Source organism: Cytobacillus firmus, assembly GCF_023657595.1.
GTDB lineage: Bacteria > Bacillota > Bacilli > Bacillales > Cytobacillaceae > Cytobacillus > Cytobacillus firmus_B.
On sequence record NZ_CP098323.1, the window covers coordinates 2,223,698 to 2,248,884 of the forward strand.

Annotated in this window: 24 protein-coding genes; 5 read left to right on the forward strand and 19 right to left on the reverse strand. The window is 41.0% G+C overall.

Annotated features, from left to right (window positions below; all coding sequences use genetic code 11):
* Positions 1-22 precede the first annotated feature (22 nt).
* Positions 23-484: an SRPBCC family protein gene (locus NAF01_RS11335; RefSeq protein WP_048010180.1), complete on the reverse strand. Its 462-nt coding sequence runs from the start codon at positions 482-484 to the stop codon at positions 23-25.
* A gap of 86 nt (positions 485-570) precedes the next feature.
* Positions 571-1,563: an LLM class flavin-dependent oxidoreductase gene (locus tag NAF01_RS11340; RefSeq protein WP_250802307.1), complete on the reverse strand. Its 993-nt coding sequence runs from the start codon at positions 1,561-1,563 to the stop codon at positions 571-573.
* A 190-nt stretch (positions 1,564-1,753) separates the two neighbouring features.
* Here NAF01_RS11340 and NAF01_RS11345 point away from each other — a divergent pair, with 190 nt between their 5' ends.
* Positions 1,754-2,887, forward strand: a complete 1,134-nt coding sequence (locus tag NAF01_RS11345; protein ID WP_250802308.1) for a zinc-dependent alcohol dehydrogenase — start codon at positions 1,754-1,756, stop codon at positions 2,885-2,887.
* A gap of 137 nt (positions 2,888-3,024) precedes the next feature.
* Here NAF01_RS11345 and NAF01_RS11350 read toward each other — a convergent pair whose 3' ends face one another.
* The 3 genes from NAF01_RS11350 to NAF01_RS11360 all read right to left on the reverse strand — a co-directional run bounded on the left by NAF01_RS11350 (position 3,025) and on the right by NAF01_RS11360 (position 7,669).
* A complete protein-coding gene (locus NAF01_RS11350) occupies positions 3,025-4,383 on the reverse strand; it encodes an IS1182 family transposase (RefSeq protein ID WP_163140644.1) in 1,359 nt (452 codons plus the stop codon).
* A gap of 205 nt (positions 4,384-4,588) precedes the next feature.
* A complete protein-coding gene (locus tag NAF01_RS11355; RefSeq protein ID WP_250802309.1) occupies positions 4,589-4,900 on the reverse strand; it encodes a TIM barrel protein in 312 nt (103 codons plus the stop codon).
* 192 nt (positions 4,901-5,092) lie between these two features.
* Positions 5,093-7,669, reverse strand: a complete 2,577-nt coding sequence (locus NAF01_RS11360; protein WP_250802310.1) for a DEAD/DEAH box helicase — start codon at positions 7,667-7,669, stop codon at positions 5,093-5,095.
* A 197-nt stretch (positions 7,670-7,866) separates the two neighbouring features.
* Between NAF01_RS11360 and NAF01_RS11365 the strand changes: the two genes are divergently transcribed.
* On the forward strand, positions 7,867-8,400 hold the full coding sequence (locus NAF01_RS11365; protein WP_048010042.1) for a YceI family protein: 534 nt from the start codon (positions 7,867-7,869) through the stop codon (positions 8,398-8,400).
* 50 nt (positions 8,401-8,450) lie between these two features.
* Here NAF01_RS11365 and dacB read toward each other — a convergent pair whose 3' ends face one another.
* Entirely contained in the window at positions 8,451-9,935 is a 1,485-nt protein-coding gene (gene dacB / locus NAF01_RS11370) for a D-alanyl-D-alanine carboxypeptidase/D-alanyl-D-alanine endopeptidase (RefSeq protein ID WP_250802311.1), read from the reverse strand.
* A 260-nt stretch (positions 9,936-10,195) separates the two neighbouring features.
* Here dacB and NAF01_RS11375 point away from each other — a divergent pair, with 260 nt between their 5' ends.
* Complete coding sequence (locus NAF01_RS11375; protein ID WP_250802312.1) at positions 10,196-10,453, forward strand: YpbS family protein; 258 nt, start codon at positions 10,196-10,198, stop codon at positions 10,451-10,453.
* Positions 10,454-10,502: 49 nt separating this feature from the next.
* Here NAF01_RS11375 and NAF01_RS11380 read toward each other — a convergent pair whose 3' ends face one another.
* From NAF01_RS11380 to NAF01_RS11400, 5 genes are all read right to left on the reverse strand, one after another.
* Entirely contained in the window at positions 10,503-10,820 is a 318-nt protein-coding gene (locus tag NAF01_RS11380) for an MGMT family protein (protein WP_048010039.1), read from the reverse strand.
* A gap of 352 nt (positions 10,821-11,172) precedes the next feature.
* The gene (locus NAF01_RS11385; protein WP_048010038.1) at positions 11,173-11,982 is read right to left on the reverse strand and encodes an endonuclease I family protein; all 810 of its coding nucleotides are present in this window, start codon (positions 11,980-11,982) and stop codon (positions 11,173-11,175) included.
* Positions 11,979-12,944, reverse strand: a complete 966-nt coding sequence (locus tag NAF01_RS11390; RefSeq protein WP_250802313.1) for a S8 family peptidase — start codon at positions 12,942-12,944, stop codon at positions 11,979-11,981. Before NAF01_RS11390 ends, NAF01_RS11385 begins: the two co-directional genes overlap by 4 nt.
* 192 nt (positions 12,945-13,136) lie before the next feature.
* A complete protein-coding gene (locus NAF01_RS11395; RefSeq protein WP_048010036.1) occupies positions 13,137-13,649 on the reverse strand; it encodes a mismatch-specific DNA-glycosylase in 513 nt (170 codons plus the stop codon).
* Between the two features lie 97 nt (positions 13,650-13,746).
* Positions 13,747-14,184 carry a peptidylprolyl isomerase gene (locus NAF01_RS11400; RefSeq protein ID WP_048010035.1) on the reverse strand — a complete coding sequence of 146 codons (438 nt, stop codon included), beginning with the start codon at positions 14,182-14,184 and terminating at the stop codon, positions 13,747-13,749.
* Between the two features lie 156 nt (positions 14,185-14,340).
* Here NAF01_RS11400 and NAF01_RS11405 point away from each other — a divergent pair, with 156 nt between their 5' ends.
* Positions 14,341-14,997: an MtnX-like HAD-IB family phosphatase gene (locus tag NAF01_RS11405; protein WP_048010034.1), complete on the forward strand. Its 657-nt coding sequence runs from the start codon at positions 14,341-14,343 to the stop codon at positions 14,995-14,997.
* Between the two features lie 330 nt (positions 14,998-15,327).
* On the opposite strand, the gene NAF01_RS11410 is transcribed toward NAF01_RS11405, so the two are convergent.
* From NAF01_RS11410 to NAF01_RS11425, 4 genes are all read right to left on the reverse strand, one after another.
* Positions 15,328-15,852: an HD domain-containing protein gene (locus tag NAF01_RS11410; RefSeq protein ID WP_163145052.1), complete on the reverse strand. Its 525-nt coding sequence runs from the start codon at positions 15,850-15,852 to the stop codon at positions 15,328-15,330.
* A 22-nt stretch (positions 15,853-15,874) separates the two neighbouring features.
* On the reverse strand, positions 15,875-16,069 hold the full coding sequence (locus NAF01_RS11415) for a hypothetical protein (RefSeq protein ID WP_048010032.1): 195 nt from the start codon (positions 16,067-16,069) through the stop codon (positions 15,875-15,877).
* A gap of 178 nt (positions 16,070-16,247) precedes the next feature.
* Entirely contained in the window at positions 16,248-18,326 is a 2,079-nt protein-coding gene (locus NAF01_RS11420; protein WP_048010031.1) for a transglycosylase domain-containing protein, read from the reverse strand.
* A 500-nt stretch (positions 18,327-18,826) separates the two neighbouring features.
* Positions 18,827-21,064 (reverse strand): DEAD/DEAH box helicase, encoded by a 2,238-nt coding sequence (locus NAF01_RS11425; RefSeq protein ID WP_227887076.1) that lies wholly within the window; start codon positions 21,062-21,064, stop codon positions 18,827-18,829.
* A gap of 175 nt (positions 21,065-21,239) precedes the next feature.
* Here NAF01_RS11425 and NAF01_RS11430 point away from each other — a divergent pair, with 175 nt between their 5' ends.
* Entirely contained in the window at positions 21,240-21,413 is a 174-nt protein-coding gene (locus NAF01_RS11430; protein WP_197087680.1) for a hypothetical protein, read from the forward strand.
* 7 nt (positions 21,414-21,420) lie between these two features.
* On the opposite strand, the gene NAF01_RS11435 is transcribed toward NAF01_RS11430, so the two are convergent.
* The 4 genes from NAF01_RS11435 to NAF01_RS11450 form a co-directional block, all read right to left on the reverse strand.
* Positions 21,421-22,683: a glycoside hydrolase family 18 protein gene (locus tag NAF01_RS11435; protein WP_250802314.1), complete on the reverse strand. Its 1,263-nt coding sequence runs from the start codon at positions 22,681-22,683 to the stop codon at positions 21,421-21,423.
* A 217-nt stretch (positions 22,684-22,900) separates the two neighbouring features.
* Positions 22,901-23,584, reverse strand: coding sequence for a hypothetical protein (locus NAF01_RS11440; RefSeq protein WP_250802315.1), 684 nt, complete (start codon positions 23,582-23,584; stop codon positions 22,901-22,903).
* Between the two features lie 295 nt (positions 23,585-23,879).
* Positions 23,880-24,458: a TerD family protein gene (locus tag NAF01_RS11445; RefSeq protein WP_035330803.1), complete on the reverse strand. Its 579-nt coding sequence runs from the start codon at positions 24,456-24,458 to the stop codon at positions 23,880-23,882.
* Positions 24,459-24,572: 114 nt separating this feature from the next.
* Positions 24,573-25,154 carry a TerD family protein gene (locus tag NAF01_RS11450; RefSeq protein ID WP_048010026.1) on the reverse strand — a complete coding sequence of 194 codons (582 nt, stop codon included), beginning with the start codon at positions 25,152-25,154 and terminating at the stop codon, positions 24,573-24,575.
* Between the last annotated feature and the right edge of the window lie 33 nt (positions 25,155-25,187).

A 25,187-nucleotide genomic window follows, 5' to 3' on the forward strand; every position in this document is an offset into this window, starting at 1 on the left:
GAGTTCTTTTCATTGGAGCAAATTATACACCTGCATGCTCCCTGTATTCCTGTTCTGCCTTTAATGCCACAGCCTCGGTCAGTTCTGCAGTAATTTCAGGAAGAGCTGTATTAAGCAAGGAATTCGCTACTTTAGCCATCATTCCCTCTGCTGAAATGTCAAGTGATCCTGTCATGATATTTTTCTTATTCTTTCCTTTCTCCGCAAGAAAGTATCCATGTCCAGTAAACTTCTCATTAAGTCCTGTTAAATGAAACGTAACCTTTGTTGGCTCCTGCCAGCTCGTTATATCCACTTTTAATTCGATTTTTTTCTTAATAATCCCCATATCGCTTTTGAAGCTCCAGGTTGACTCTTTGTCACTCAGTACCTCATGTGCAATATATCCGGGCACTAATGGTGCCCAGTTCCCAATATCACTGACAAAGCTCCATATTGCCCCTATTGGAATGTTTACTTCAGCCTGATGTGTGCAGCTTGCCATTTTTACCGCCCCTTTTAAATATTTCATAAGTTGGTTTCCATGAATATGTATTCAAACTAACAGGGCGAGATTCATAAATTTTTATTTTATTTGATCAATTCATTGGAGATCAGCTCATATGAACGTAAACGATCCTCAAATTGGTGAACAAGGGTAACAATCATGATCTCATCTGCTTGGTACTGGTGCTTCATGTCCATCAGCTGCTCGGCAACTTCTTTAGGGCTTCCTATAATTTCGCGGTTTCTATTGTTAAATGGCTCCACATTCAGCCTGCGAAAATAGTGTTTTGCCTCCTCAATTGAAGGAATCCCATCAGTGCCTTCATTGTTTTCTGCTTTTATCTTCCAAAGCATGCTGCTGAGTGCCAGTTCTTCAGCTTTCTGTGTTGTCTCAGCACATATTGCCGAGACTGTTAATATAACTTTTGGTTTCTGTAAAGTTCCCCTTGCAATGAAATTCTTCCTATATTGTTTTATGATGTCTTTCCCATCTTGTTCACTCATAAATTGACCAAATGCATAAGCAGATCCAGATTCAGCAGCCATTAAAGCACTTTTTCTGCTTGTTCCTAATAACCAGGGTTCCGGGCTAGTTTCCGGCAGAGGTGAAGCTGATAGTTTTGCAAACATGTGATCCTGAGAAAAGTCATTATGTAAAAAGTGAAGAAGCTCCATCACCTTTTCAGGCATTTGGCGGACACCTTCCAAAAAATTATCTGAGAGCGCCATGGACGCTTCTGCTGATCCTCCTGGTGCCCTTCCGATTCCGAGGTCCACCCTGCCAGGAAATAATGTAGCAAGCGTATTGAACGATTCCGCAATTTTGTATGGCTTGTAATACGGCAGCAATATGGCACCTGCACCAATCCGTATTTTTTTTGTTTTTGCACCGATATAACTCAACATGATTTCAGGAGCTGAACAGGCAAAGCCGGATAAATCATGATGTTCTGCAATCCAATATCTTGTGAAGCCCAGCCTCTCTGCTGACAGTGCCAGCTGTACAGAAGCTTCCAGTGCTTCTTTGGGTGAATATCCCGATGAAATGGGTGCCTGATCTAAAATGCTTATTTTCAAGGTGTATCTCCTCTTTCAAAACTTAATCCTAAAGCGAAGCGAATAATATAATGCTGAGAAGCGAAACTTATATTATTGCCTCTTTGTTTATAATGAATCTTGGTCTTTAAAAAGTATATCAAATCAAATGTTGTTTTTCGTTTAAATGATATTTTTACTGCTAAAAATCTAATTTTGTGGAGTGTTGAATATGAAGGCGGTAACCTATCAGGGGCCTAATCGTGTAGAGGTTACAGATGTGGATGATCCCAAGCTAGAAAAGAAAGATGATATTATCGTTAAAATTACCTCCACAGCGATCTGTGGTTCTGACTTGCACTTATATCAGGGAAACATGCCTCTTCCAGAGGGGTATATTATTGGTCATGAGCCAATGGGCATTGTGGAAGAAACAGGTCCAGATGTAACAAAAGTAAAAAAAGGGGATAGAGTTGTAATTCCTTTCAATGTATCCTGCGGCCAGTGCGTTTATTGCCAGCAGGATCAAACCAGCCAATGTGATAATTCCAATCCGCATTATGATTCAGGGGGATACTTTGGATACACAGAAAAATTCGGAAATCATCCTGGCGGACAGGCTGAATACTTAAAAGTCCCTTTTGGCAATTATACGCCGTTTCTGGTTGCGGAATCCTGTGAATTGGAAGATGAGTCACTATTATTTTTGTCAGATGTACTACCGACTGCCTATTGGAGTGTTGTGAATGCCGGTGTTAAAAAGGGTGATACAGTAATTGTTCTTGGCTGTGGCCCGGTTGGATTAATGGCGCAGAAATTTGCATGGATGGAAGGCGCAGAGCGTGTCATTGCAGTTGATTACCTGGATTATCGGATCAATCATGCAAAAGCAGCAAACAAAGTGGAAGTCTGTGAGTTCACGAAATATCCAGATATGGGAGAGCATTTAAAGGAAATTACTCATGGAGGCGCTGACGTTGTAATCGATTGTGTAGGGATGGACGGGAAAAAGTCGCCCCTTGAGTTTATTGAGCAAAAATTAAAACTGCAAGGCGGCACCCTGGGGCCCATTCAGATTGCGACAAAGGCTGTAAGAAAAACAGGAACAGTTCAATTAACCGGTGTCTATGGAGCAAACTATAATATGTTCCCTCTCGGTGCCTTCTTCTCCAGAAACATTACACTTAAGATGGGACAGGCACCTGTCATCCCATTTATGCCAATGCTCTATGAGAAAATTGTTAATAAAGAATTTGATCCGAAAGACATTATTACCCATCAGATTAAACTGGAAGAGGCAAGCCATGGCTATAAAATTTTCAATGGACATGAAGATGATTGCATCAAGGTAGTATTAAAGCCTTAATGGACTTCAGTAAAGCCTGCTGTTAAACAGCAGGCTTCAGTTTGTAGACAAAAAGGGTTCGGATTAGTCTCATTCCGAACCCTTTTTTGATTTTTTATGGTTTTTTAAGCAATTACAGACCTCTCCGAGGTTATCATTTAGGCCATTTCTGGACCTTGCCAAGTCCAGTTGGCCATTTTCTTCAAATTCATGGCAGCGAAAGTAAGCATCGCCTGCATCGACAATTTTTTAAGTCCCCTGAGGGTTGTCCAACGCATGCCATGCTTTTCTTTTGCATCTGCGAATACTCGTTCAATTGTTTCTTTGCGTTTTTCATAGATCGATTTGACGTCTCGATGATGGCGAAGATGATCTGCTTCTTCCACATGCTCCTCCCACACATGACGTTGAATCAGTTTTTGATGTGCTTGACTCTGTGTGCATTGAGACAAGAAAGAGCATCCAGCACAAATTCGAGGATCTGATTTATATTGGCGATACCCTTCCTTTGTAGTTGTTGTATATTTTAATATCTCACCATCCGGGCAAATGTAACAGTCAAAATGCTCATCATAAACATACTCATGTTTTCTGAAGAAACCCTCTTTTGTGCGAGGTCGTGTGTAAGGTAAGGCAGGAGTGATGTCGTTTTTCAATAAGTAGCTCGTGATGGCAGGTGTTTTATAGGCTGCATCTGCCGCAACAGCTTTTGGTTTACTAACTTTATCAATGACCTGTTCTACTAATGGCTCTAGAATATGACTATCATGCGTGTTACCAGGAGTTACAATTGTCCCAAGAACAAAGCCGTTGCGGTCTGCGGCCGCATGGAAAGAATAGGCGAACTGTTTGGTACGCTCATCTTTTACATAGTAACCACTCTCTGGGTCCGTTGTACTTTCCTTGATTTCTTTGTATTCTTCCTTATCAAACTTATCTGGTGGAAACGGCTTTTTTCCATGATCCTCACGGTCTTGGTTAATCTCCTCTTGAAGGCGTTCTTGATAGGCACGGGTTTCTTTTCGAACCACTTTCTTTTCAAATTTGCGTTTATTTGCACTCGCTTTTACATGCGTAGAATCTACAAAAACGTGTTCGACACTAATTAAATTCTTTTCAGCTGCGGTTTTTAAGATTCGATAAAATATTTGTTCAAAGAGATCGGTGTCTTTAAATCGACGCTCATAATTTTTACCGAAAGTTGAGAAGTGAGGAACTTTATCGTGAAAGCCATAACCTAAAAACCATCGATAAGCCATATTCGTTTTCAATTCTTCAATGGTTTGACGCATGGAGCGAATACCGAAGGTATACTGAATGAATGTGAGTTTAATTAATATTACAGGGTCAATACTTGGGCGCCCTTTTTCTGAATACTTATCTTTTACCAAGTCATAGATGAATGAGAAATTAATCGCTGCTTCAATTTTGCGAACCAAATGGTCCGCTGGTACAAGTTCGTCTAAAGCAACCATTTCAATTTGATCCCGTTGAATTGGATTATGTTTTGAAAGCATTTAAATCACCTCAAGCATTGTATTACTTCTATTTTAAAACAAAAAAGACTGCAGACAAGCACGATTTTCACCGAGTTTGTCGACAGTCTGAAGCCTGCTGTTAAACAGCAGGCTTTTTAATTTATGGCTATATTTCCCCATCTTTTAATTAGAAGTTTAACTTCTTCATGATGTTCAATTCCTTCATCAGAAGGTGTTTCCAGAATTAATGGCAATCTTCGAAATGGATCGGCTTTGACAAGCTGATCAAATTGATTCTCAGTAATGTGACCTTTGTTAAATATATTGGCGTGTCTATCCTTGCCTGAGCCGCCGGATATTTGGAGTTATTAAAGTGAATCGCTTTAAGATGATTGAAATAGCCCAGCTCTTCCCCTTTTTTTCGAAATTCATTTAGATTTTCTCCATTCCAGAGATTGCTGGCAAAGGCATGGCAAGTATCCAGGCAAAAACCAATCTGATCCCGGTGTTCACACAGGCTCCGAACCTGAACAAGCTCCTCCATTGTTGTACCCATTGACCCAGGATACCCAGCAGTGTTGTTCTAGGAGGATTAAGCAATGTTCTTTACTGCGGGAGAGGATTTTATTAAGCATCCCAATCATTAACTGATATCCTGCAAGCGGATCCTTGCTGCTTTTGCAGCTCCTAAATATCCTTCCCTTATGCTTACGTGGCAGCCGAATAACATCCTGATCCCATCCATTCATTACCTTCTATAATAATTATATCTTCTTCTTGAACGAGAAGAATGACATTCATCACAGATTTGATATTCGTGTTCCCAAGGCAGTTTTTTGCCGCATTTTCTGCACTTTCTTGAGAGCTCCTTAATGTCCGTTTTCAGTCTTTCATGAACATGGTCACTGATTTCTTCCCTTAATCTTTCCCAGTATAACGCCTCGGTTCTCTGCTCAAGTCGATACAGGAACAGCAAATGCAGGCCGATTGCTTTATAAGTCAGCTCCAGCTCTTCCAAATTGCGGTTCTTGATGCGGGGCTCAGGAAGTTCCTCGCCATCAATGATCGCATACATGGTTTCTTCCCATTGACGGACAAGATCGGCTTCTTTTTTTGAAAAAGGAAGATGGAGAAAACCATATAGATCCATCAGGCCGAGCTTTGCTTCAATTTCTGAGCCGCGAATCCTTTCATATAGGTCTCTCTCCTCTGTTAATGCCGCTTTTTTGGTTCCTCTTGGGCTTTCAAACTTATCCCAAAGCTCAAAGAATGACCCGAGATCGCGGTAATACCTTTGAAACCTTTCAAATACTGTATTGGTCGGGGCGATGGCAAAGCTGTGTACCGGTGCATCTTCCATTTCAAGCAAAGCTTTCATTCTTTTGATATCTTTTGTAAAAGCAACCTTCCCAATATTGTAAAGTCCTTTTCGGCCTGCTCTTCCGGCAATTTGCTTCACTTCCTGGGAAGTAAGGGTTCTTCTTTTCGTTCCGTCAAATTTATCATTTTCGAGGAATACAATTCTCCGGATAGGCAGATTAAGTCCCATCCCAATGGCATCGGTGGATACCATGACAGAAGTTTCACCATTTATAAAACGCTGGACTTGTTTTTTTCTGGTTTCTGGAGGCATCGCTCCATAAATCATGCTTACTGAGTGCCCTTCCTGCTGAAGTCTTGAGGCCGTTTCAAGCACTCTCTTTCTTGAAAAACAGATTAGTGCATCTCCTTTTCGGACATGACTGAATTTAAATTCTTTAGCTTCCACTTCAAGGGGAATATCCCGGCTGTATTCATTCAGTTCAATATCTGCCTCGCCAAGCAGCTGCAGCATCATGCTTTTAGCACTGCGGCTTCCAATAATATGGACTTCATTGGCATTTGCCTTGGTAATGGCTTTATACCAGGAAAAGCCTCTGTCTTTATCCGTAATCATCTGAGATTCATCGATCACAATGACGTCATAAAAATCCTTTTCATAGAACATCTCTACCGTGCTGGATAGATGCTGGGAACCGGCAACTGTCTTCTCTTCTTCACCGGTTTTCAAAGAGCATGGTACCCCATCTCGGTTCAATTTATCATATACCTCGAGTGCCAAAAGCCTCAATGGCGCCAGATACATACCGCTGTTTGCTGATTTCATACCTTCAAGCGCATGATGGGTTTTCCCGGTATTGGTTTCTCCAATATGAAGTACATATTTTTTAGCCCGTTCCACTGAAGGACTGTATTCCTGCCCGAAAATATATTCGAGCATTCGTTCTTCTTCCTCTTTCTTCCGCTGCTGCTCAGCCAGTTCTTCTGCTATTTTTCTTTCCCTGTCTTCAATGTCCTTCTCCAGTTGTTCTTGATGGGCTTCAGGGTCAAATGGGATATCCGCAAGCTTGACCAAATCTTCAACATATTCCTCCTGAATGGTTTCAAAAAAGCTTTCGTAAAGGTTTTGAAGAGTATGGGAAATAAGCTTCTTAACAGACTTTCCGGTCAGCGGTTTATCATATGCATCTTCATATTCCTCGAATAGGTGCTGCGGAAGGTTCTGCAGGATGAGTGTTTGCAGAGTATCGGAAAGAAATCCTGATATATGGTTTTTATATACATAGTAATACGTTTCATATTCGAAATAGCCTTTTCCCCAATACAATGCTTTATGAATATTCCCTGTCAGCTCCTCGAAGAATTCTCCCATAACAGTATAATCTTTGGCATTGAGACTGCCTGTTTCCTCAAGCTTTTCTTCGAGTGCGAAGGTATCCACCTTCTGATACCTTGTCTTATTTTTAAAATCTGAAACCAGCTGCTTTGAAGCCATATGTCTTACATGGAGATAAAGAAGGCTATAATCTTGTTCAATAATTTCCTCTATGTTCTTTTCAATATTTTCACGGATTCGATATTTTCTTCGCTGGAGCTGCTCCTCTTCTGCTTTCTGCAGATAATATGCCCTTGCCTTCTCATAGCGCTCAGCCCAAGCTTCATTATTGCTTTCAAATAGTTCATTAAGCCAGTCCAAACTGTTAAAAGGCTGATATTCCCTCATTTCAGTCCGAAACAGGTGATTGATTATTTTCCTGTCAACATTTTCGGTGTCGTATCCTTTCTCACTTAAATACTTCTTTTTTTCCTGCTTGGATATTTTGGCGGTGATTTTATTCAGCCACACATTTACCCAGATTTGATCGATATAATGAAATCTTTCAGAAAGATATTCCTTATAGGAGGGCATCGATTCCTGGCCGCCCAGATAACGGTCGGCATCCTCCAGAATTTTTATTTTTGTATGCTCTTCAGCATTATTGTATATCTGTTCAAGCTGATTCATGATCCGTTCCCCTTTAAACATCGCCAATGGGCGATGTAATCATTATGACTTAGGTTATGTATGATGTTGAAAATTTAAGTAGTCTTCATTTTACCATCTTTTCAAAAAATATCATTGACATAAAACTTGAACCGGAATATAATTTATTTAGAATTAAAACATCTTGAATTAAAGATAAAATATTGGAGGAGAAAAAAATGGCAAAAACTAAATGGGCAGTTGATCCAGCACACAGCAGTGTGGACTTTTCTATCAAACATATGATGATCGCAAACGTGAAAGGCAGCTTTAACAGCTTTGATGCTGAAATTACAGCAGATCCCGCAGATTTAACAACAGCTGATATTACATTCAATATTGCACTTTCAAGTGTGGATACACGAAATGAAGATCGTGATAATCACTTGCGTTCTGCAGACTTCTTTGATGTTGAGAACCATCCGCAAATGACATTTACTTCAACAGGCATTGTAAGCAAGGGTGACGATGAATATGATGTTACAGGCAATCTTACGATTCATGGTGTAACAAAAACAGAAACCTTTGCTGTCACATATGAAGGATCAGGCAAAGATCCATGGGGCAATGAAAAAGTCGGCTTTACAGCTGCAGGGGCTATCAAACGAAGCGATTATGGCTTAACATGGAATTCAGCACTTGAAACTGGCGGAGTTCTTGTAGGAGATAAAGTAAAAATCGACCTTCAAATACAGGCAGCAAAAGCAGAGTAAAGCAGAAAAAGGCAGGTATACCGTCGAAGCGGTATCCTGCCTTTTTTTTGTTATTGATCGGCTAGCAGAGTGGCAATCTTATCTTCAATAACTTTACCTTCACCGCCATCGGTCAAGTTGTTCAAAATAATGGAAAAGATGAGCTCATCCCCGCTGGATGTCTTAACATAACCTGATAACGAACTGACAGTCGAGATTGAACCTGTTTTTGCTTTGACATTCCCGGCTGCATTGGAGTTTTTCATGCGATTTCTTAGAGTACCTCCTACCATCCTGTCTGTGTCGCCGGCAATCGGCAATGAGTTCAAATAAGAAGAGAACCATTCTTCGTCCTGGACTTCAAAAAGAAGTTGAGAGATTTCATTGGCCGGAATTAAGTTTACATGTGAAATTCCGGAACCGTCCCGGAGCACGAGAGTTTTTTCATCCATTCCAAAAGCTTTTACCTGTTCTTCTAATACTTCAAGCCCTTTTTCCCAGCTGCCTTCCCCTTTGACAACCTTGCCCATTTCCTTGATTAACGTTTCTGCATGGCCATTATTGCTTAATTTCATAAATGGAATAAGCAGGTCTTTAATAGGCATGGATTTATGATCAGCAAACAGCTTTGCTCCTTGAGGGGAAGTGCCTGCTTTTGTCGTCCCTTTCAATTGAATGCCTTGTTCAGCGAGAGAACGCTTTAATAAATCCAAGGCATAGCCAGTCGGCTCCCATACAGCGATCCATTCCCTTGAACGGCTTCCTTCAACTGGAATTTCGCCTTCTATTGTAACGGTGTTCGTGCCGTGATCCCTTTCAATATGGATATCCTTCTTCTCACCTTTAGTGACGGTTTTCGCATTATTAACGATTTTTATGTAGTCTGTTTCCGGCACCATCTTTACAATCGGTTCCTGCCCTTCTTTTTCGGCGGGATAAACCTCTACAATGACTGTACCCGCATCATAATCCTCATTAGGGGAGGCAGTAAGTGCTGAGACTTGTCCGCCATAATACCAGGACTCGTCGCTCCATGACAGATCGGTTGAATAACGCACATCATCATACCAGGTGTCATCACCGATCAGGCTGCCCTGAATAACTTTGATGCCTGCTTCCTTTACTTTAGCAGCAAATGCATCAAAATCTTCCTTTAAAAGAGTTGGATCTCCTTTCCCTTTTAAGATCAAGTCACCCTGCAGTGTCTTCCCCTTTATTGAGCCTGTGTGAAGAAGTTCTGTGGTGAACTGATAATTTTCGCCCAGCGTTTCAAGAGCGGCAGCTGCGGTAAGGAGCTTCATATTAGAAGCCGGCCGCAAACGCACATCCCCGATATGGTCATATACAAGCTCACCGGTTTCTGCATTGCGGATACTGACTCCTGCAAGTCCTCCCCTTAGGATTGGATCATTATTAAGCATTTGGTTCAGCTGCTGGACGAGCTCATTGCCTTCTTCTGTTGCCTTGACATGAGGAGATTCGGGCTGGGCTAAAGGAACAAGTGCCAGCATAAATACCAGCAATAAACTGATATGCATTTTTACACTCTTTTTCATATGTATTAAGCCACCTTCCAATTTGTTTCATTACCATTTCTTCTTAGAAAGGTGAGTTCCCTTTATTTCCATAATGAGGAAAAAGAATCAATTTTTAATTTACTTAACTATTTTATTCTCAACTAAAAAAGTTATGAGGACTGGCTATTATTTCCTATTTATAATCTGAATAAATATTATGCTAATAAGAAGATTTATTCTTAAAAAGCTATTAGAAAATGGTATGATAAAAACAGGTAATTTTATAAGGGGTGGAAAGAATGAGTGTACATAAAGCCATATCAGAACATGTGAGTAAGCAGAATAAGATAATCACGAGGTTTGCAGCCTTGGACCAGCAGCGTGAGTATTATATTGAACAAGCATTGGATCTATGCAGGCGGGGACTTCCATTTTCTGCAGATAAGATAAATGAAGTAACTGCTGAAATCAATGAACTTTCTAAACAGGGAATTATACCTGCAAGAAAGTATGTAACAATTGAGATGATTGAGGAATATGCATCAAAGACAAAATAGGTATATATGATTATAAAGAAGCGTGACTTCCGATTGGATGTACGCTTCTTTATATTGGCTGTGATGATTCATGAGCAAATTCCTGCAAATCTATTCTTTTATTTATATTAAATTGTATCCCTTCATTTTCTAATAGTTCTCTTTGAATGTCATGCGAATCTCCGTCTTTAAACCCAATTTCCCCTTTCCCATTCACAACCCGATGCCAGGGAAGCTGATGCTTTTCACTTTGGGTATGAAGAATCCGGACCACCTGTCTTGCTCCCCGGGGGCTCCCGGCAAGCCTTGCGATTTGTCCGTAGGTCATGACTTTTCCTCTTGGGATTTTTTGAATGATTTTTATCACTTTTTCTGTAAATGGCTGCACGTGATTGCTCCCTTTTTTTCTTGTATTAAGGCTCTTTTTGTATAAATTGTTATTTTTCGCCTTTCAATGTTGTCCGTTGATTTCCGCTCCATGATGCTCAGCGAACCGCGGGGCGGGCGGTGAGCCTCCTCGACGCTGCGCGTCTGCGGGGTCTCACCTGTCCCGCTACTCCCGCAGGACGTTGAATAAGCTCCCCGAGAAACACCGCACGAAGAAAATGCGATAGCATTTTCGAGGATCTCGCACCTTCCGCTACAATCAACTCATTAAATATTATACAAAAAGCAACAAACCTTGCAAAATCAGCCTATATATTAAACATGCCCGCCTGAGTTTCAGGCGGGCTCCCTTATTAGTCCAGCATTTTCTTTGCATGCTCAGGAAAATCAATAAATGGGTTCCGGTTCCCCTGGAGTGTTTGAATGGAAGCGTTTCTATGCTTTTCATATACAGTCACTGGATTTTCTTCATGCCATCTAAGCAAAATCTGCATATCCATCTTCTCGTCAATCATAAGTACGTTTTTATATCTGACAGCAAAATAAAATACAGCTCTTGCGGCAATCCCTTTTCCGTATTCCGGTTCAAATTTCTCCTGTTCTGCCATTCCGCAGCCATTCCTGACACCCGCCGCCTCCATTTCCGGGACATAGGCTTCAAAATCATAGTAGGGGAAGTTGCTTCTCATACTATTGCATGCCGGCTCACAGGCAAAAAGATGATGGAGATCCCCTTTCATTGGCTGTCTTCCTTCAAACCATGATTGCGGGACTACATGCTCGGTATTAAATATTACTCTTTCATTGCTGTGGAATCCGCCTTCATGAATGGTCTGAAGGAGCTTGAGATCCTGGTCAATGGCTTTAAGCGGATCAATGCCTTTCCCCGAATATAAACTTTTAAGCTTGAGGTTTTCCTGCAGATCCACCCATGGATATACATATCGGTGAGGTGAGTAATCCAATTGCCGGTTATGAGTACGAACCAGCAGATCATGAACCTGTTTCGGGAGATCCTCTTTCCCAAAATCAATGGTTCCATAGTAATCCTCTTGATTTAAGATATCTTCCTCAGCGTTATAATAAGGTTCGTTCTGAACACTTTCAATATACTTTGACTGAGCTTCTGCCCATTCCGCTGCTATACTAGTTACTTTAATCATATGGCATTAAGAACCGTCGATTTAAACTCCTGGTCAAAGATTCCGGCTAAATGATCTGGAACGGTTAAATAAACGAGTCCGTTTCCTTCAAGTTTGGGAGAATTGCCAAGTGGAACCGTTCTTCTGATTAATTGGGCATAAAGTTCAGGTTCTGAAAGCTTTCTTTCAAATTGCCTGTTTGCAAAGTCCTTGATCAGGGCCAGAGCTCCGGAAACATGTGGAGCAGCCATTGAAGTACCGCTGAGGGTTGCATACTTTCCGTTCAGAAAGGTGGATAATATCCCTTCCCCTGGCGCCACTAAATCTATTTCATTATGAGAGTTTGTAAACTCGGAAGAATCCCTTTCAAGGTTAATAGCACCTACACTAATCACCTCATTATAGCAGCCTGGATAAGCAAACTCATCGGTCGAGTCGTCCCCATCCCCTTCATTTCCTGCTGCGCATACTACAAGGATGTTCTTATTTACTGCGGCTTTAATCGCATCATGCAGTTCAGGAACATCAGCTGGCCCGCCAAGCGACATGGAGATGATATCTGCATTTTGCTCGATGGCATAATGGATGCCCTTAATAATCCATTCGTATTGTCCGGACCCATTTTTATTTAAGACCTTTACAATAAGGAGATCAGCTTCAGGAGCTACCCCAATAACACCAGCATCATTTTCATGTGCAGCAATAGTCCCTGCCACATGTGTTCCGTGGCCATTATAGTCCTTGAAACTATTTGGATCGTTGTTATCATCGTCTGTAAAGTTCCGCCCGCCCTTAACGCGGTCCTTGAGATCAGGATGGCTAATGTCGCAGCCGGTATCCAAAACAGCAATTTTAATTCCTTTTCCTTTTGTTTCGCTCCAAACCTTTGGCGCCTGAATCAATTCTACGCCCTTTGGAACTTCCTTTACATCCTCTTCCTGCTGAATCACCTTATAAGGAATGACACGAACATATTGCTCCATTTCTTTCCCTCCTTAAGAGATTAAATAGAAGCTGGTTCTTGATGATACCTTCATTTTAACAATTCTGAATATTTAATAACAGTATCGTTGGTAGCGAAAATTAATAGAATTACGAGAGTGAAAAGGAAGGATTTGTGATATTTGAACTATAAAGTGGCATTATTCCTATTTCAAAGCATACATGAAACGGATTTATCTCAGAGTTTTTAAAAGCTCGGGAATCTCCGCATAAATTTGAATGATTTCATCGATCTTCATCCTGACAAGACCGGAAGATGAAGGAGCAACGAAGTCGATAGTACCGGGAACTACAGGCTCTTCCTGAGTTCCCCATGGCAGTTTTTTTTTGCGGCTGTATTCCTGGTATACACCTTTTCCAACAAAGCAAATAACCTTTGGCTTGAGCTCAGCTATTTTCTTTATCAGCTCTGCTCTTCCCTCTTTATATTCTTCCTTCGTTATTTCATCTGCTGCTTTAGTAGGCCTTGGTACAATATTTGTCATTCCATAGCCCAATTCCAGTAATTTATAATCTTCCGTTGCGGCATATTTACGGGGAGTAATACCTGATTCATGAAGAATTTTCCAAAAGCGATTGTTTGGGTTTGCAAAATGGTGGCCTGTCTCTCCTGATCGAATGCTTGGATTGAAGCCGACAAAAAGCAAATCAAGATTTTTTATCAAGTGGTCTTTAATAGGCTCCATATAATCATCCTTTCGCTATTGCAAGCTAATGTTAATTTTACCTAAAACGTCTGGTAAACAAAACAAAAAGAGCCCCTTAAGGCTCTTTTAAAACTGATTATCCTTCAAGAATTTCAACTTTCTCCATAACATCGCCATTTCTCATTGCTTTAACTGCTTCCATCCCGGAAGTAACTTTTCCGAAAACAGTGTGAACACCGTTTAAGTGAGGCTGTGGCTCATGAACGATAAAGAACTGGCTTCCGCCTGTATCGCGGCCTGCGTGAGCCATAGAAAGAGAGCCTTCTACATGCTTATGAGGGTTTCCTTCTGTTTCACACTTGATTGTATACCCTGGACCACCAGTCCCTGTTCCATTCGGGCACCCTCCCTGACTTACAAACCCGGGAATTACACGATGGAAATTCAAGCCATTATAAAATCCTTCATTAACAAGTTTTTTGAAATTTTCAACTGTCCCTGGTGCTGCTTCAGGATAAAGTTCAAATTCAACCTTTTCCCCGTTTTTCATTAATATGTATCCTTTTTCTGCCATACTAATCATCTCCTTATGTAAAAATCAAATTAATAATACCATTAATCTCATCAGGAATAAAATCAAAAGACGTTTTTTCACTGATTGAATATAAAAAACAAAGGGTAAAGATAAGATAGATTTAAAAGCAGAAATGTCTTATTGGAGGTTTTAAGAATGAAAAAATGGGCTTTTGTCTCGGATTTTGACGGAACAATTTCAAAAAGAGACTTTTATCTAATAATGATGGATAAATATTTTCCGGAGGGTCGAAAGCTAATGCCCAAATGGAAGGCTGGAGAGATAAAGGATATCGACTTCTTGAATAAAGTCTTCACTTCCATTAATCAGGAAGAAGAACAAATTATCAGTGATATTTATTCTATTGAAATAGATGAATATGTACCAGATTTTATTGAAAATATTCAGCAGAATGGCGGAGATTTTTATATTTTAAGTGCAGGCACAGACTATTATATCCACCACATCTTAAAAAAGTATGGTGTTAAAGATGTTAAGGTTTTTTCAAATGAAGGATATTACCATGAGAAGAATGTCCATATGAATATTGATAAAAATCATCAGCATTATCATGAACAATATGGCATTGATAAATCAAAGGTCATTCAGGACCTGCAGAAGGAATATGAAACTGTGTTTTTTATGGGGGACAGTGAACCGGATTCCCACCCTGCAGAGCATGCTGATATCACTTTTGCCAAAAATGGCCTCCAGGACCTTCTTCGGGAAAGGGGCATAAGGTTTGTTCCAGTAAAAGAATTTACAGAAGTGAAAGAGTATTTAACTGAAAAAGGCATTTTGCCAAAATCCTAGAGCAGGATCCCGGTAAAGCAGCTGGCTTTACGCGGGATTTTTCTATGTACGTTAACCAAATAACTCCAAAAATAAGATTAAGATAAATATGATCATTGCATAAAATGATAGATGCAGAAATACAGTTGTTAATCTAAATTTGATTTCTTCCACATTTAATGACTGTTGTCTTCGAGTCCTTGCCCTCACTGCCGCAACACCATCCCTGCACATAATAATTAGATTATCTGATCATCCTCATGAATTATAATTCTTCATGAAACATGCGCTTCCCTTCAAAAATAAAAACTGAATTTCCTGGGGAAGCGCATAACATGACAGATATTTAGGTTATTCTTCTTTTTTTTCAAGATATTGATCAATCTTATTATCGAGAATTTCAAGGCTTTTCATTGCCCGCTCAAAATCAAGTTCACGATAGTGATGGGCTCCACCAGGTTCTTCATCTTTTTCATCTGCCAGTTTTACCAGGGATTGCAGCGGTGTTCTGACCACTTCGCCTCCAGGCAGAAATGAATCCGTGTGAAAAAGGATGGCCAAGGCAATTTCTTTTGCTTTTATCGGGTTCTCGCCAAGTCTGATCAGGAGTTTATGTGCCCGCTCAGCACCCTTAATGGCATGAATGTCATTCTGCCTGTATAGGTCGTAATCCCATTTTCCATTTTTGTACCAGGTATAATGGCCAATGTCATGCATAAAGCCAGCTTTGGCTGCTGAATCAACATCTTCTTCCATTTCTTTGGCAATCTGGAATGCGTGATAGGCGACTGCAATAGCATGAGCGATGCCGGAGCGTGTAATATATTTTTGTGCGATCCGATGCTGATAGATATCGGTCAGTTTAACATCCCTCATGTAATTCTCCTCCAGTTAATAATTAAAATTTCTTATTGAGATTTTTTTGCTTATTCATTACTTCATATGATTTTTCAATAATATCTGTTAACACATCGCCTTTATAAATCCTGCCGAGTTTCGTGTTTTCCTGATAATAATCAACAATTTCATCAAGCTTATTTGAAGTTTCTTTTGATATGCGGACATTTAGCTGAATACGGGTTTCTCCACTCATTGTAATCCTCCTGGCTATTAATATCTTTCTGCTATCAACTTGATAGCAAACGCTGTCGTTTTGTTAGTGGGCGCTATAAATATTTAGATTACACTGTTTTCCTGAATTATTCCAGTATAAAGTTTCCTGAGAGAAAAAAGAGAACAGCTATGTAAGCCATTCTCTCTTTAACGCTTATTCAATTGCTGAATTGATCCCATTTGTCCTTCAGGAATCGTCCGAAATCTTCAAGCTCCTGCTTTCCTTCTCTCAATTTTTCCTTCCAGATTGGAAGATCCTCTCTCAGTTTACCTTCGAATTTTTCAGCTTGTTCTTTAATGGTTTGTCCAATTTCTTCTGTTAATTCCTTTTTCTCGAGCTTTTCATTCACCGATTTAGTAGCAAATTCCCCTTCCTGCATGTATGGCAGGCTTGACTCCATTATTGATCTGAAAACAGGGACTGCTGTTTCAGAACTGCTTTTTGACAGATAATGTTCCCTGTCGGTCTGGTCATACCCGAGCCAGACAGCACCAACCAAATTCGGTGTATAGCCTACAAACCATTGATCCTTTGTTCCGTTAATGTCTTTATATGGGAGCTGGGTCGAACCCGTTTTCCCGGCGATTGGAACTCCTTCTATCTTCGTAGCGCTTCCTGTGCCGGTTTCTACTACATTTAAAAGCATGGAAGTCATTTGGTTAGAAACGGTTTTCGTCGTAACTTTAACGGTTTCTTTGTCACGTTCCGCAATGATGCTTCCGGTCGGGCCCACGATTTTCGTAATTAAATGCGCATCATTACGCTTGCCGCCATTTGGAAAAGCTGCATATGCTTCGGCGAGCTTTAAAGGTGAAATTCCCTTTCTCATCCCGCCTAATGCAATTCCGAGATATTCATCTTCTTTTTCCAGAGGGATGCCGAACCTTTCAAGAGCATCCAAACCTTTATCCAGTCCAATTTCATTAAGCAGCCAGACGGCTGGGACATTGATGGAGTCTTCCAAAGCTTTATACATGGACACTTCCCCTGCATATTGTCCTGAAGCGTTAGCCGGTGTGTAATCTCCGTATGTTACGGGTTCATCCTTCAGCATCGATGTGGGTGAGTATCCCTCTTCAAGGGCCGGTGTGTAAACGGCTAGAGGCTTTAGTGTTGATCCAGGCTGGGCTTTGATGTGTGTGGCCCTGTTGAATCCTCTGAAAACATGTTCACCTCTGCCGCCGACAAGGCCTCTGACTCCCCCTGTCGCCGGATCAAGAAGGACAGCTCCGCTTTGAACGATTTCTCCATTCATGCCAGCCGGGAAGATTGAGTCCTTTTGATATACATTTTCCAGGCTTGATTGCAGATTTTGATCCATTTCTGTGTATATTTTATATCCTCTTGTAAATATCTCTTCCTGTGTTAATCCGTACGTATTTATTGCTTCATCAAGGACGGCATCAACATAGTAAGGGTATTTCCTTTCCTTCTTGCTTCGTGTTCCTTCCTGTAAGTGAATCTTTTCATTTATTGCGTTCTCATACTCTTCTGCTGAAATCATCTTATGCTCTTTCATCTTCCCAAGGACAACATTTCTTCTTTTGATTGCACGTTCGTAATGATTGTATGGGTCGAGAGCAGAAGGCGATTGAAGCAATCCTGCAAGCAATGCACTTTCGCTGATGCTCAATTGCTTTGGTGTTTTGCTGAAATACTTATTTGATGCCTGTTCGATTCCCCATGAGCCGCTTCCGAAGTAAACCTGATTTAAATACATTTGCAGGATTTCATCTTTTTTATAATTTTTTTCGATTTCAACTGCCAGGAACAATTCTTCAGCTTTTCGCTTGTAGGTCTGTTCAGGTGAAAGTAAAGCATTTTTGGCGAGCTGCTGGGTAATGGTACTTCCTCCGCCGGTTATCCCCCCTGCAAACAAGTTGCCAAAGAACGCTCTGGCAATCCCTTTTATATCAAAGCCGTTATGCTTATAAAAGCGTTCATCTTCAATCGCGATAACGGCATTACCCACATGTTCAGGCAATTCTTCAATATTTGCTCCCTCTGCCCTATTTTCTGCAAGACTTGCAGCAGCATCACCATCTTTATCGTAAATAACAGTTGATTGCCTTAATCCCTCTTTTAAAGTTTCCACGTTAGCTGTAGCTGCCAGAAACGCAAAAAAGAGAATGGTTAAAAGTAATATAGTTAGTGATAAAAGCAGCAAAATTTGTGTCAGGTGCTTTTTGCGCCAAAATCCTGCAAAAGCTTCTTTGTAATGCTGAAATTTTTCCATGGTGACTCCTTCGCTATTTCTTTAAGTTTCCTTATTATTTCCCCTTATTATATATTAAACGAATAAACTGTATAAAAAGTTTCAGGATCAGCATAAGGGACTGCCCGCAAAAAAGACTTGTTTCTTCTTTGAAATAATGCTATATTAATTAAGCGATGAGCTAATTGCATAAGACGACAGACACGCTCGTTTGGGCAATGCACTATGTGGAGTGCAGTCGTGTCGCCGCAATACGTAGAAAAAGACGCCTCTCTGAGGCGTCTTTTTTATTGGCTTTTTTTAAAAGATTTTTGTTTAAGAATTTTGACCGTTGTTTTCACGCCCCAGGCACGCATCGAACCCGCGGGGAGGAATGCGAGCCTCCTTGGCTTCGCCTGCGGGGTCTCCCACTTCCCTCTCCTCCCGCAGGACATTGAATAAGCTTCCTCGATTGAACAGCATTTTCGAGGATCAAGTGTCCATAGCGAAGATCAACTCAGCAAATAACGAAGACAGCTTCTTTATTTAATTAAAGTTGTAAGATATGAGCCTGCTGCAAGTGAATGGAGCCTGGCTGCTACATATGGCGGCAAGGCGTTTTTATGAGTCTCAGCCGGCATGCCAAGCCACAAAATTTGTCTGTCGATTAGGAGGAACGGGAAGGGGAGGCATATTGCCGATATCTCATCAGGAGAAATGAAAGGGACAGCATGCTCTGCAAGCAAGATCAGTTTCGTTTTTGGAGGCCTGTTGGAAACTGCCTGCCCCCACTCTTTTCCCAATCCATGCCCATTAGGCAGAGAGATAATAATCTCCTTTCTTGCTTTAGAAATATCCTCAAACACTTTCTCCAATTTTTTTGCATGCATCCATTGAAGGCGCGGATGCTGATTTTTAATCCACATGCCAATTTGATCAGGATGAATGGCCTGTCCATTGTGCGCTTGATGATCTGCGAGCTTCCGCCATGTTTTATTCCTGAATACTTTGCTTTGTATAAATTGCATATCGCAAATATGTATGAACTTCCCCTTGGTTCTTGTTATGGCAACATTTAGAAGCCTTTCGCTATCTTTCCCAATCAGCAGCATTCCAGCTCTGTCATGGGGAGCGGCATCGGCAGAGTCAAAAATCATGACATCCCGTTCACTTCCCTGAAAACGGTGAACAGTCGCAGCAATAATATCAGCGGAAGCTCTTTCTTCTTCATATATTTCGCAGAGAAGCTGTTCCAGTAATAATGCCTGTGCGCGATAAGGAGTAACATATCCTATCGACCGGCTTCCTCCTGTGTAAGCTTCATGTATCAGCTGAAATCCAAGCAATAGATTCCAAAGATTGATTCTTGAATTTGAGCTGCCATCTTTTATTCCATATTCACCTGATCCATTGGTATTGATCAGGATTGAGGCATTGCCGGGAAAAGGTTTGCAGGCTGCGATAGGCGCTCTGGCGGCCAATACATCGGGGTGGTCACCTACGAGTGAATGATAAATATGTTTATTGGAAAAAGCGGATATGTCCGGGTGCATACGGCGCTGTTCTTTTAACAGAAAAAGGTGCGGATGCAAGTGTCCATCCTTGACTGCATCAGACACGCCTGAGTGGTGAAAGATATCCTCTCTGAGCCATTTTTCCGACAGCTTATGTTTTGAGGCAGCAATAGGAGGAAGCTGTTTAAAATCCCCGCAGATGATTACCCTTTTTCCAAGCGAAGCTGCAAAGGCAGCCTGTGGAACATAAGCCATGCTGGCTTCATCGATGATGACCAAATCAAAATTTTTCTCATAAATTGCAGGGTCACTTGCTGCTTTTGCAAGTGTTGTTCCAATAATAGAAGCGTTTTTTACAAACTCTATTTCTTTCTGCCTGATTTTTTCAAGCACTCCGGACAGCTTCTTTTCAATTTCAATTAGCAGATCGGAATCTCTTTGGCTGAACGATCGTGATAAATCCTGTTTAAGCAGGCGGCGGTCCTCCATTAGAGCCGCTTTTTGCTCGGAGAGATTAGAGTGCTGCTTGTTTAAGAGAAACTCGGCTGTCAATGAATAATGATTGATCAATGCCGGACCGATTTGTGACCCGTAACGAAGCAGGTCACCATCAGCAATTGTTCTTTTGCCTGATGCAAAGGCTGAAATCTCTGCCATAAGGACATCTATTGCTTGATTGGAGTGGGCCAGAATGAGAACATTTTGCCCTTTAAAATATTTATTGGCGGCCACACGTGCAAGAGTGTAGGTTTTTCCCGTGCCTGGCGGTCCCCAGACATATGTGACTGGATTATATTTGGAACGCAATATCAGTTCATGGGTACTGCTCTTTACTTTATCAGCAGGGTGCTTGGGAGACATGGAAGGATCCATCAATTTTTTTATTCTGGCCCTCTTTCTTTTACTATCTTTTATGTCCTCTAAGCGCTGAAAAAGCTGATCCAATAGTTCCCATGGATCATGAAGCAAAAAGGCCTCCGATAAATCGCTGCCAATATCCTCTATTAATGCCAAAATGACATTATTTCCTTCCGCAGAAAGGATTCTTCCCTCCACCCTCTTACTTCCCCAGTCTATTTTTATGGAAGATCCAGTTGGTATTTTAAGGGCTGAAGGGGTATCGAAAAAATACGTATAGGCATCAGATTTTGAAAGAAGCCGCCCATTTAGAATTAACCAGCGGGAGCTTCCGTATTTTTTTAAGTGTAAAATCTCTGCCTGAATGGCTTTTTGCCAATCCCTTATATGTCTGAGTGTTGATGTCATTTTTTATCGTCCTTTATTCACTAAGATATTCAATTAGACTAATATATCATTTACCTGCCAATACGCAAAAGAAAAGATGAAAACTTAAAGATTGCCGATATCTCAGGTTAATTCTCCCGAAGTATGAGATAATGTATAAATAACACTTAATCGAATTAACGAAAGAGGGATCAGTGTGAAGCGCAGAAATAAATTTGAACAAAATGATGTTGTGATTCTGGTTGATACAGGAGAAAAAGTGACAATCAACAAAACATGCTATGTGGCAAAAATGAAGAAATACACGTATACAATTAAAGAAAATCCGAAAATGTTTTATTTCGAAGAAGAAATGAAGGAAATATTTTAAGAATTGACTATAGAATAGTAAAATTTTTATCCGCAAAGGCCCAGTTCTGCGGAAAACGCAAGCTCAATTGCCAGTATGTCATCCCTAACAGATTATACTGGTCAATTAATTTATATTTTTCAGTAATGCTGCGTATATCTTCAAACCAGACCACATGCTCTTCTGATCTATTCCAGTATCTGAACCATGGGGATGCTGCATACCCATCGAATTGAATAATTGCTCCTCTGCTTAATGCTAAATTTTGAATGGCTTGCATGGATAATGAGCGGGTTCGATTATCCGCTGTTCTCCAGTCATAGCCATATAACGGCAAGGCGATTTGCAGTTTTTTCGGGTCAATCTGAGTGATCGAATATTTAATTACCTCTTCGGCCCACCATAGTGGAGCGACGGGATTAGGAGGACCAGTGGGATAACCGTAATCCATGGTCATGACTGCAACAATATCTGCTCCCTCTCCAATGGCTTTATAATCATATGCCCCTATTATCCTGTTTGTTGGGAGATCTTCAGTCTTAGCATGCACATTGACATGAAGAACTTTTGGCCCTAAGGCATTCTTTAATTCTTTAATGAATGAATTGAAATCCTGGCGCCTTGGCGGAGGGATAAATTCAAAATCCAGACTGATGCCTCCATATCCTTTTTGAGTGACAAAATTCATCAGGCTTAAGATTAAGTTCCTTCTATAAATTGGTCTTTCAAGTACCCCTCCAATTAATTCAGCATTAAAATCCCCTTCTGCAAGGTTTCGGATCATAAGCAGCGGAATGACATTCAAACGCCTGCTTTCTGCCAATATGGCTGTATCGTCAAGCTCTATATAGGCATACCCTTCCTTTGTCAGCGAGTATGAGGATATGGCAATGTAGGTTAAATGCCTTGCAGTTTCCCTGAAAGCGGGCAACAGTGTTTCAGGAGAATACGGGACTATGAAACCCAGCGTACTCATAACTAATTTACGAGCTGATGGGATGTTTAATTTCTGGCCGATATACAGCCCTTCTGGCCTGATCCCCGGGTTTGCTGACAGAATGCTACTAATGGATGTCTGGAAACGCTGGGAAATGGTCCATAGTGTGTCTCCCTGCTTTACTAGATAAGCTCTGATAACAGGTCCATCTTCCGGAATATATAGAGCTAAACCAGGTAAAATACCAGGTCCATTTTCAAGCCCATTTGCTGTTAATATAGTCAGGATCGGAATATTAAACTTTTGAGAAATGCTCCAAAGACTATCGCCTGCCTGAACGATGTGAATTCCCATAAAGCACCTCTTTTCACTTGCTTTTAAGTTAGTTTATGGGTGTGACAAGCCTAAATAGTACTAACTAAAAAATAAGGCATTATTAGAGTGTTTTCTATAATACCGGGGGTTGTTTCGGTGCTGCTGATGGATGGACGGATGCTTGCAATTCGCATTACTCTCAAAAAACAAGTGGCTTCAAGAATTCTTGATAGCCACTTTCTGATGCTTCTATAAATTACAGATAATCTGCTTCATGCCCTCCCAGTGAATCCATATGGCTTGCAATCATAGCAATGATCGTGCTTGCCTCTTCTTTACTGAAGATAAAGTGATCTTCATCCTTGATCATTTCCTCATCATCTGTCCAAATGCGATTGACCCTGCGCAGGACGCCATCACCTGTTTCCTGGACCACTCCAAACTGATAGGATACCTCCACTTCATCTTCCTTGAAAAAGGCGGTCACTTCAGGAGTTTCCCACTCTACATCTACTTCTTCAAAGATATCTCCTTCGCCGCCGAAGTCATATTCATCAGCGATGATAAAATCTTCGTCTTCTGATGCATAAATTTCTTTATTATCTTCAAATTCGAATTCATCATCTGCGCCATTCATGTAGTCATGAAGGCTTTCGTGGACGGTATCGATGATGTCTTCAATATCAAAAAGCATTGTTTTAGATGTATGGCCAAGTTCGAAGTCAAAGTCTTCTACATAGAATTCTTCATTATGCGGATCAAAGAAAAGTGTGCAAAAGTACTCTCGGTCATTATCATCGGTTTCAATGAAAAATTCCATTCTGGGATGCTTGGCACCCCGGTCAACCGACATATTGCCAATCTGATCATATTTATTGCAAATGGATTCAAGATGGTCCTGCAACTCACCGCTTACCCTGTCAAACCATTCTAGTGACATACTGCATCCCTTCCTCTCAAGGTTTTTCTCAAATCTATTGTTCCCACTTGCCTTTTTTTCAAGTATGGGATAATTAGCCAATAGAATTGGACGCGGGATGTCACTAAAAAGGCACCCGATATAAGTCGGGTGCCTGAGATAAAGTGAAACTTCAATCAGTGGGGGGTTTCCTTGTCCCCCACTGATTGTTAGTTGAACCAATCGGGCCTTACGGGCAGTTGACCCCCACTTATCCTCTTTGATTCAACTAAGTCTTGAAGTGGGGGTCTTACTGCCCGTTAGACTGCGATAAAAATTAAACCTGCAGACCGTAGTTTCGGCAAAGGGCTGCCAAACCACCTGAGAATCCGCTGCCAATTGCATTGAATTTCCAGTCGTTTCCATGACGGTATAACTCACAGAAAACTACGGCTGTTTCGATCGAAAAATCTTCTCCAAGATCAAAGCGAAGCAGCTCCTGATTATTGGATTCATCCACTAATCTTACGAATGCATTGGAAACCTGGCCGAAATTTTGCTGCCTTAATTCTGCATCATGAATCGTAACCGTTATGCCAATGCGATGGACGTGTGAAGGTATTTTAGTAAAATCAACAACAAGCTGCTCATCATCACCGTCCCCTTCACCAGTACGGTTGTCTCCTGTGTGAATAACTGCCCCGCTTGGATGCTGGAGATTATTATAGAAAATAAAATCATGATCATTTGCACATTTACTGTTTTCATCAGCCAAAAATGCTGATGCGTCAAGGTCGAAGTCATGGCCGCCGCTATATTTGTTTGTGTCCCAGCCCAGGCCGATTATGGCTTTAGTCAGACCGGGATTTGTTTTAGTAAGATCAATTCTTTGACCTTTTGATAATTGAATACCCAAGATACTCACTCCTTCATAAAACAAATCCATTTTTCATGACAGATCACCTGTGTGCAGGTTCTTCCTAAAGAGAAAGCCAGGAAAAGCTGCTGCTCTGCCTGGCAAAAATAGAACTTAACCTACCTGCAAGCCGAAGTCTGTTGCAATGCGGGCAAGTCCGCCCTGGTAGCCTGAACCGACAGCAGAGAATTTCCATTCTCCATTGTGACGGTATAATTCACCTACAACAATGGCAGTTTCAATCGAGAAATCTTCGCCCAGATCGTAACGGATTAATTCTTCATTTGTTTCTTCATTGACGATTCGAACAAATGCATTTGAAACCTGTCCAAAGTTCTGGCCGCGTCCTTCGCCATCATGGATAGTAATAACGAAAGAAATCTTCTCGATGGCGGCAGGAACAGCGCTAAGATTAACTTTGACTTGCTCGTCATCGCCATCGCCCTCACCTGTTCTGTTATCTCCTGTATGTACGACTGAGCCATTGCCTCCTTCAAGCTGGTTGTAGAAAATAAAATCTTTATCTGATGCACATTTGCCATTGGCATCTAATAAGAAAACACTGGCATCAAGGTCAAAATCCAAGCCGCCATCATATTTATTCGTATCCCATCCAAGTCCTACTATTACTTTAGACAATCCGGGATTCGTTTTTGTTAAATCAATTTTTTGCCCTTTCGATAAAGAAATACCCACGTTCATCCATCCTTTCAGGTTCAAAAATTTTTA

What these genes read in the sequence shown, in the direction of transcription:
- NAF01_RS11335 (WP_048010180.1), bottom strand. Translation starts at nt 484, where the DNA reads ATGGCAAGCTGCACACATCAGGCTGAAGTAAACATTCCAATAGGGGCA.
- NAF01_RS11345 (WP_250802308.1), top strand. Translation starts at nt 1,754, where the DNA reads ATGAAGGCGGTAACCTATCAGGGGCCTAATCGTGTAGAGGTTACAGAT.
- NAF01_RS11350 (WP_163140644.1), bottom strand. Translation starts at nt 4,383, where the DNA reads ATGCTTTCAAAACATAATCCAATTCAACGGGATCAAATTGAAATGGTT.
- NAF01_RS11355 (WP_250802309.1), bottom strand. Translation starts at nt 4,900, where the DNA reads ATGGGTACAACAATGGAGGAGCTTGTTCAGGTTCGGAGCCTGTGTGAA.
- NAF01_RS11360 (WP_250802310.1), bottom strand. Translation starts at nt 7,669, where the DNA reads ATGAATCAGCTTGAACAGATATACAATAATGCTGAAGAGCATACAAAA.
- NAF01_RS11365 (WP_048010042.1), top strand. Translation starts at nt 7,867, where the DNA reads ATGGCAAAAACTAAATGGGCAGTTGATCCAGCACACAGCAGTGTGGAC.
- dacB (WP_250802311.1), bottom strand. Translation starts at nt 9,935, where the DNA reads ATGAAAAAGAGTGTAAAAATGCATATCAGTTTATTGCTGGTATTTATG.
- NAF01_RS11375 (WP_250802312.1), top strand. Translation starts at nt 10,196, where the DNA reads ATGAGTGTACATAAAGCCATATCAGAACATGTGAGTAAGCAGAATAAG.
- NAF01_RS11385 (WP_048010038.1), bottom strand. Translation starts at nt 11,982, where the DNA reads ATGATTAAAGTAACTAGTATAGCAGCGGAATGGGCAGAAGCTCAGTCA.
- NAF01_RS11390 (WP_250802313.1), bottom strand. Translation starts at nt 12,944, where the DNA reads ATGGAGCAATATGTTCGTGTCATTCCTTATAAGGTGATTCAGCAGGAA.
- NAF01_RS11395 (WP_048010036.1), bottom strand. Translation starts at nt 13,649, where the DNA reads ATGGAGCCTATTAAAGACCACTTGATAAAAAATCTTGATTTGCTTTTT.
- NAF01_RS11400 (WP_048010035.1), bottom strand. Translation starts at nt 14,184, where the DNA reads ATGGCAGAAAAAGGATACATATTAATGAAAAACGGGGAAAAGGTTGAA.
- NAF01_RS11405 (WP_048010034.1), top strand. Translation starts at nt 14,341, where the DNA reads ATGAAAAAATGGGCTTTTGTCTCGGATTTTGACGGAACAATTTCAAAA.
- NAF01_RS11410 (WP_163145052.1), bottom strand. Translation starts at nt 15,852, where the DNA reads ATGAGGGATGTTAAACTGACCGATATCTATCAGCATCGGATCGCACAA.
- NAF01_RS11415 (WP_048010032.1), bottom strand. Translation starts at nt 16,069, where the DNA reads ATGAGTGGAGAAACCCGTATTCAGCTAAATGTCCGCATATCAAAAGAA.
- NAF01_RS11420 (WP_048010031.1), bottom strand. Translation starts at nt 18,326, where the DNA reads ATGGAAAAATTTCAGCATTACAAAGAAGCTTTTGCAGGATTTTGGCGC.
- NAF01_RS11425 (WP_227887076.1), bottom strand. Translation starts at nt 21,064, where the DNA reads ATGACATCAACACTCAGACATATAAGGGATTGGCAAAAAGCCATTCAG.
- NAF01_RS11435 (WP_250802314.1), bottom strand. Translation starts at nt 22,683, where the DNA reads ATGGGAATTCACATCGTTCAGGCAGGCGATAGTCTTTGGAGCATTTCT.
- NAF01_RS11440 (WP_250802315.1), bottom strand. Translation starts at nt 23,584, where the DNA reads ATGTCACTAGAATGGTTTGACAGGGTAAGCGGTGAGTTGCAGGACCAT.